This window comes from Actinoplanes sp. NPDC023801 (genome assembly GCF_040639655.1).
Taxonomy (GTDB): Bacteria; Actinomycetota; Actinomycetes; order Mycobacteriales; family Micromonosporaceae; genus Actinoplanes.
On the sequence record NZ_JBFAAI010000023.1, the window covers coordinates 131,779 to 137,778 of the forward strand.

General features: G+C 70.3%; 6 protein-coding genes and 1 pseudogene. 5 read left to right on the forward strand and 2 right to left on the reverse strand.

The features are described from left to right. Positions 1–71 precede the first annotated feature (71 nt). The 3 genes and pseudogenes from AB0G04_RS32285 to AB0G04_RS32295 all read left to right on the forward strand — a co-directional run bounded on the left by AB0G04_RS32285 (position 72) and on the right by AB0G04_RS32295 (position 3,112). A complete protein-coding gene (locus tag AB0G04_RS32285; protein ID WP_360990459.1) occupies positions 72–1,295 on the forward strand; it encodes a cytochrome P450 in 1,224 nt (407 codons plus the stop codon). Between the two features lie 380 nt (positions 1,296–1,675). Beyond that, positions 1,676–1,830: pseudogene (locus AB0G04_RS32290) on the forward strand (tyrosine-type recombinase/integrase); the annotation flags it as partial. 160 nt (positions 1,831–1,990) lie between these two features. Further along, a complete protein-coding gene (locus tag AB0G04_RS32295; RefSeq protein ID WP_360990461.1) occupies positions 1,991–3,112 on the forward strand; it encodes an EAL domain-containing protein in 1,122 nt (373 codons plus the stop codon). Between the two features lie 288 nt (positions 3,113–3,400). Here AB0G04_RS32295 and AB0G04_RS32300 read toward each other — a convergent pair whose 3' ends face one another. After that, a complete protein-coding gene (locus AB0G04_RS32300) occupies positions 3,401–3,718 on the reverse strand; it encodes an HTH domain-containing protein (RefSeq protein ID WP_360990464.1) in 318 nt (105 codons plus the stop codon). A gap of 249 nt (positions 3,719–3,967) precedes the next feature. Here AB0G04_RS32300 and AB0G04_RS32305 point away from each other — a divergent pair, with 249 nt between their 5' ends. Together AB0G04_RS32305 and AB0G04_RS32310 are read left to right on the forward strand one after the other, a co-directional pair. Further along, positions 3,968–4,162 carry a hypothetical protein gene (locus AB0G04_RS32305; protein ID WP_360990467.1) on the forward strand — a complete coding sequence of 65 codons (195 nt, stop codon included), beginning with the start codon at positions 3,968–3,970 and terminating at the stop codon, positions 4,160–4,162. Positions 4,163–4,200: 38 nt separating this feature from the next. Then, the gene (locus tag AB0G04_RS32310; RefSeq protein WP_360990469.1) at positions 4,201–5,622 is read left to right on the forward strand and encodes a GGDEF domain-containing protein; all 1,422 of its coding nucleotides are present in this window, start codon (positions 4,201–4,203) and stop codon (positions 5,620–5,622) included. A 121-nt stretch (positions 5,623–5,743) separates the two neighbouring features. Here the strand turns inward: AB0G04_RS32310 and AB0G04_RS32315 are convergent. Next, a partial coding sequence (locus AB0G04_RS32315) for a hypothetical protein (protein WP_360990472.1) occupies positions 5,744–6,000 on the reverse strand: 257 nt, incomplete at its 5' end.

Sequence of the window (6,000 nt, forward strand, 5' to 3'; positions counted from 1 at the left end):
ACGCGGGACCACCGTTCCGGCGTGCGGATGCCGCGAGTCATGATCGTCGAGTTCGCGAACAGGAGGCGGGAATGACACAGGCACGGGCGCGCCGACGGGACCGGCAGGTCTATCTGCGCAGCCATCCGCTGCTGTTCGCCCTGCTCGCGGCCACCCGTCGCAGCCCGGCCGTCCGTCTCGGCGGGACCGTTCTGGCCCATTCGCGCGGCGCCTACGCCGACGGCCTCACCCGGGTGCCGCTGGACCGCACCGCCGAGGGCACCACCGGCGGCGCCGCCGGCCGTCTCACCGGCGGCGGACTCCTGTTCGACCAGGACGGCGACGCCCACCGTGGCACCCGCCGCAGCCTTGCCGAGTCCCTCAGCGCGGACGGCGTCGCCCGGCTGCGCCCGGTCTGGATCGAGGTGCTCGGCCGCCGCCTCGCCCCGCTCGCCGCCGGCCGGCCGGTGGACCTGGTGGACGTGGCCGCGGAACTCTCCGGCGCCACCGCGGCGGCCCTCCTCGGGCTCGATGTCGACGCCCGCGCGCTCGCTGCGGCCGCCCGCGCCGCTGCGGCCGCCGGCGCCCGCGAGCACCTGCCGGGACTTCCGCTGCCCGGCCGGCGCCGGGCCGCCCACCGGGCCGCCCGCCACCTGAACGACCTCCTGGCCTCCGGCTCCGGCGCCGCTCCCCCGGCCGCTCCCGCCCGTGCTGGCGCGCCTTCCACCGCCGGATGCCCGTCCGGGGAGGCCGGCGGGGGTGACCCGGCCGGCACGGCTGCGGACGCCGGGCGCGGTGACGCTGACGGACTGGCGGCCATGCTTGCGGTCGCCGCGATCAACACGACGGTCGCCGGGCTGCCGCGCGCTGCGGCCTGGTGTGCCGACGCGGACCTCTGGGCGTACGCGGAATCCGACCTGGAAGCGTTGACCAGCGAACTCCTGCGTGTCACCGCGCCGACGCCGCTGCTGCCCCGGGTGGCTGCCGGCTCCGGTTCGCTCGCCGGACGGCCGGTCCGGCGCGGTGACCGGCTCATCCTGGTGGCCCGGCACGCCGTCGACGGTCACCGCCGGGACCCGGAGCCCGCGGACCCGGCCCCGCCCCACGTCACGCAGCTCGTGTTCGGCGCCGGACCGCACGCCTGCCCGGGCGCGCGTCTGGCCCGGGTGCAGTTCGCCGACGCCCTGGCGGCACTGGCCCCCTACCGCCCAGTCGTGACGGCAGCCCGCGTGGACCGGAGCAGCGCGCTTCCCGGCTGGGCCACGCTGTTCGTCATTCCCACCCGCCGGCCGTCCCCCGGCAGTCCCACCGCCTGACAGGCGACGGCAGCAGTTCCCCGGAACTTCCCGGCTCCGGGTAGGGGGGCGGGACGAGAGCCCGCGGCATCCCACGGCGTTCCGGCCATCGCCCCCCCGTTCGCAATCACCTGAACCCGCTCGCTATAAATTCCCTCAATGCCCGCCTTCCCCTCCCTCCACGAGAAAGAATTTCCTCTCCGTCTATGGTAAAAATCTTCTACATACCAATATCCTTCCAGTCGACGTAGGAGTCATGTTTTAAGCTGGCGAACCCTTCGGCAATCCGCTCCCATTCGTCTTGAGATCGGCAATTCCTCGCTCAATGCCCAATCATCGGCACGTGTTATGTGATATGAATACTCCATTTTTCCTCCAGCTATCATTATCCTGACGACTTGCTGTCACCGCACTCGCTGCGGCACGCCTTCGCCGCCGGCGCCCGCGAAGCCGGGTTGCCTTGCCTCTCGAAGACGTCCAGGACGCTATGGGCCACGCCGATCCGCGCACCCCCCGCCGCTACGACCGCGACCGGCACAGCCTTGACCACGACCCCTCTTCGTACTCGGCGCCCGCCGGTTGTCTCGTCTCGCTTCAGCGGGTTGCCCGCGCGCCGATAGGAAGAGGCAAGCGACCAGATAGGGAGCACATCGATGGTGGGTACGGTTCAGGCGTCGGTCCCGGTGTCGGGGGCAGTCAATGCCACGATCGATGAGGTGTTGGCCAGACGGCTGGTGCAGCCGTTGTTCCAGCCGATCGTGCAGTTGTCCAGTCGCGCGGTGGTGGGGATGGAAGCGCTCGCCCGCGGTCCCGCCGGGACCGATGTCGAATTCCCCGACCGGTTGTTCGCTGCGGCGCGTGCGGCCGGTCGCCTCGGTGAACTCGACCTGCTGTGCTCCGAGCGGGCGCTGGAGTGCGCCCTGGCCGCGGTGCAGCCGCCACCGTTACTGTTTGTCAATGCCGAACCCGGGGTGCTGGACCAGCCGCTCTCACCGCGCCTGATCGAACTGGTGAGCGGCGGACTCCCGTTCCGGGAGGTGCTGGAGTTCACCGAACGGGCGCTGCCCGCCGTGCCGGGCAGCATGCTGCGCATCGCCGGCCTGGCGCAGCAGTGGGGCACCGGTCTCGCGCTCGACGATGTGGGTGTCGACCCGATGTCGCTGGCGTTCCTGCCGATCCTCGAACCTGAGGTGATCAAGCTGGACATGAGCCTGCTGCGCAGCCCCGACAGCGCCCACACCCGCGCGGTCTGCGCCGTGGTCCGGCCGGAGGCGCAACGTACCGGCGCTGTGGTGATCGCCGAAGGCATCGAGACCGAAGACGATCTGATCACCGCCCGCCGGCTCGGCGCCGACTGGGGACAGGGCTGGTTGTTCGGGCGCCCTGGACCCATCGACCACGGCGGTCGCCGGTACGACGCCGCCGCGGCCCGGATGTTGCGCAAGCCCCGGCCGGGTTTCCATGAGCCGGCCGGTACGCCGTTCGAGGTCGCCGCCGGCCACGCGCCGGTAGCGGCGGCCGACGCCACGAGCATTGCGGCCGCGATGGCTCGCCTGCGGGATACGGTCGCTGCCCACGACACCGCGGTGGTGGTGATGTCCTGCCCTGACGCCCGGCTGCCGGTGGATGCCATGTCGCTGCAGGAGCTGGCCGGCCGGGCCCGGTCGGTGATCGTGCTGGACCGCCCGATAGCCGACGAGTTCGCGGCGCTGGTGATCGGCCCCGGCTACGGGTACGCCCTCTGCGCCCGGTCATCGAACGTGCTGGAACTGCTAACCCTCGACGAGCTACCCGCGGTCGCCGCCGTCGCACGCGTTCTACTGAACCGGCACAGCTAACAGCGGCCACCGACTAGGTCGCGGGACAGTCCGGCTGATCTAGTAGCCGCGCCCCGCGTCCCAGCGCGCCACCCAACTGGGTACGGTGACCGGTGACGTCGCAGGCGGCTACGCCGTGTCCCTCGCCGTGCGGGTCGACACCGGAACCACCTCTACCGGAGGCCAGCTCTCCGGCGACGGTCGCCCTTCCGGCGCACCACCCGGACCGGGCAGCTCCGGCGGGCCCGGAGGCAGGCCGCCGAGCGTGCCACCGCCGACACGCTGAGCCGATCAATCCGAGCTCGACCGTCAGGGCCGTGGCGACGAATCGGTCCCTGCGACCGCTCGATACACCGTCGAGCGGGACACCTCAAGCAGCTCAGCCAGCTGCGAGCCGGTGTGCTCATCGGCGGCGTGCAACGCCACCGAATGCGGCTCGTGCCGCGGGCTCAGCGGGAATCGCGTGCCGCACAGTCGGCCTTCGTCACTTTCGTCCCTCGCGGCTTCGCAGCCGCGCCGGATTCGCCTCGGACTCGGCCACCATCGCCAACGCTGTGAGCAACGGCTTGCCCACTGGGTCCGTCGCGCTGTAATCCGATGCCGTCCATCTCCGGCACCGTGCAGCACACTGTCGGCAGAGGCGTCTCTGACCCGTGCCAGCTACGCGCGTCACCGGCCGGACCCGTCGCCATCTCCCCGATTCCGTCAATACCGCACTCGATGCTCTGAGGTCAATCAACGACACGGTCCCTACAGGCACCCCTGTTCCCAGACGGGGCCTGCGCCGGGGGGAATTGTGGTTTCCAGTTTGGCGCACGGCCTGGCATTCGAAGATGAGGGCAGGTAAGGCTCCCTCAGCTGATCAAGGTGTTCACCGTGCCGATCCACTGGTTCTCCGACCGCAGCGTACGAATCAGAGTTCATGTCGCGGTGGCCGTGGGCGCCGTGGGCGCCTTGGCTGTCGGCATGCAGTCGCTGCTGCTGCGTGATGCCGACCAGCGGATGGCCACGGTGACCGGTGGCCGCGTCACCACCGCTGAGGCGGCGGATGCCGGGGCCAGGCAACCGTGAACCCCTGGGTTTGGCGGCTGTATGTCTGCGTCGGGGTGGTGCTTACCGCACTGTTCTGGATCAGCGACCCGGTGACGCAAGCGGTGATTTACGGCGTTCTCGGTAGTGGCGTCTCGGTAGCGATGTTGCTGGGACAGTGGCTCCAGCGGCCGCAGCCGGCGGCGGCATGGTGGCTGGTCTGGGCCGGGATCCAAACCAGCCTGACCGGCGATGTCGTGCTGGGGCTGCGAACTTGGGCCTTCCCGGCGTCGGCGGTCCTTCCCGTGGTGGAGAACGTGCTGTATCTGTTCTCCTACGTGGGATTGGCCGCAGGTCAAGTCGTGCTAATCCGCAGCCGTTCGGCCGGACGAGACGGCGGCGCGCTGATCGACGCGGCGATCGTCACCTGTGCCCTCGCGCTGCCACTGTGGCTGGTCGCCGTCGCCCCGGTGCTCGCGCAGCCAGATCAGCCCTTGGCGGCGCTGGTGCTGCGCCTGGGGATCCCGCTCGGGGACGTCGTACTGTTGGTGCTGCTCATCCGACTGCTGACCGGCGGTGGCACCCGTAACGCCTCCCTGTATCTGTTTCTGGCGGCGATGTGCGGCTGGCTGGCGGGCGACGTGATCAATGCGGCGCTGTCGGACCACGGGAGTGTGCAGTCCTACTGGGGTGGGGCGCTCTACTGCCTCTGCTACGTGTTGCTTGGCACGGCGGTGCTTCATCCGTCGATGGCACAGATCGCCGCGGTTTCCGACCGGGACAACCGACGGTTCACCGTACGCCGGCTCGTCCTGCTCGCCGGGATGTCGCTGCTGGCTCCGGGGCTGCTGCTCGGCCAGCAGGCGGTGCGAGGCCGCGTGGACGCCGTACCGATCGGGGTGGCATGCATGGTGTTGTTCCTGCTGGTGGTCGCTCGAATGGCGGGTCTGATCCGCCAGGTCGAGAGGCAGGCCGAGAGGCTGTCCGAGCTCGCAGCCAAGGACGCGCTCACCGGTGTCGGCAACCGCCGCTCCTGGGACGCGGCACTGGAGACCGCGGTGGCGGCAGCGGACCGCAGCGGGCAACCGCTCGCGGTCGCCCTGCTCGACCTCGACCACTTCAAGCGATACAACGACACCTATGGCCATCAGGCAGGTGACCAGCTCCTGAAGGGTGCAGCCGCCGGATGGCTCAACGTGCTGCGCCGCGACGACATGCTGTATCGCTACGGGGGAGAAGAATTCGCCCTTCTGTTTGCCGGTGCCACCTGGGTCGACGCACGTAGGGTGGTGGACCGGCTGCGCGAGGCGACGCCAGCGGGCCAAACCTTCTCGGCCGGCATCGCCCACCTCGCTCCTGCCGAGACGCCGCAGGAGTTGGTGGCCCGCGCCGACGTCGCGCTGTACCGAGCGAAGAAGAACGGCCGAGCCCGCACCGAGCACGCGCCGTCATCGGTCGCCGCCGACCGGGAATCCGGAGGCGTCCGCGAGGCAGGAGGGTGAGGATGCGGTCAGTCGCCCAGACGGCATGCTTGCTGCCTCTCATTCGGTACCCCTCACCTCGTTCTGTTCCAGAGCATCATCGGCCGCACCTGACACCCCGGGTCAACGGTGGATCCGGCCGTCAGCCCGCCGGGCGGGCATCGGACATCACCACGTGAGTGATCGTCTCGAACTCAGGCTGAAGCGGCTCGCCGGGCGGCAGCACTTGGCGGACCGCTTCGAATACGCGACGGGCGGCCTCCTCCGTCCAGTCGGTGGGGTCCTCCGTCGCCCGGAGCAGCAGGCCGCCGGTGCCCAGCTCCATCACCTCAACGAAGGCGCCGGCCGCGCGTAAGGCTTCGGCTCCCCCTAGAGTCGTGGCGATCTCAGCTGGGCAGA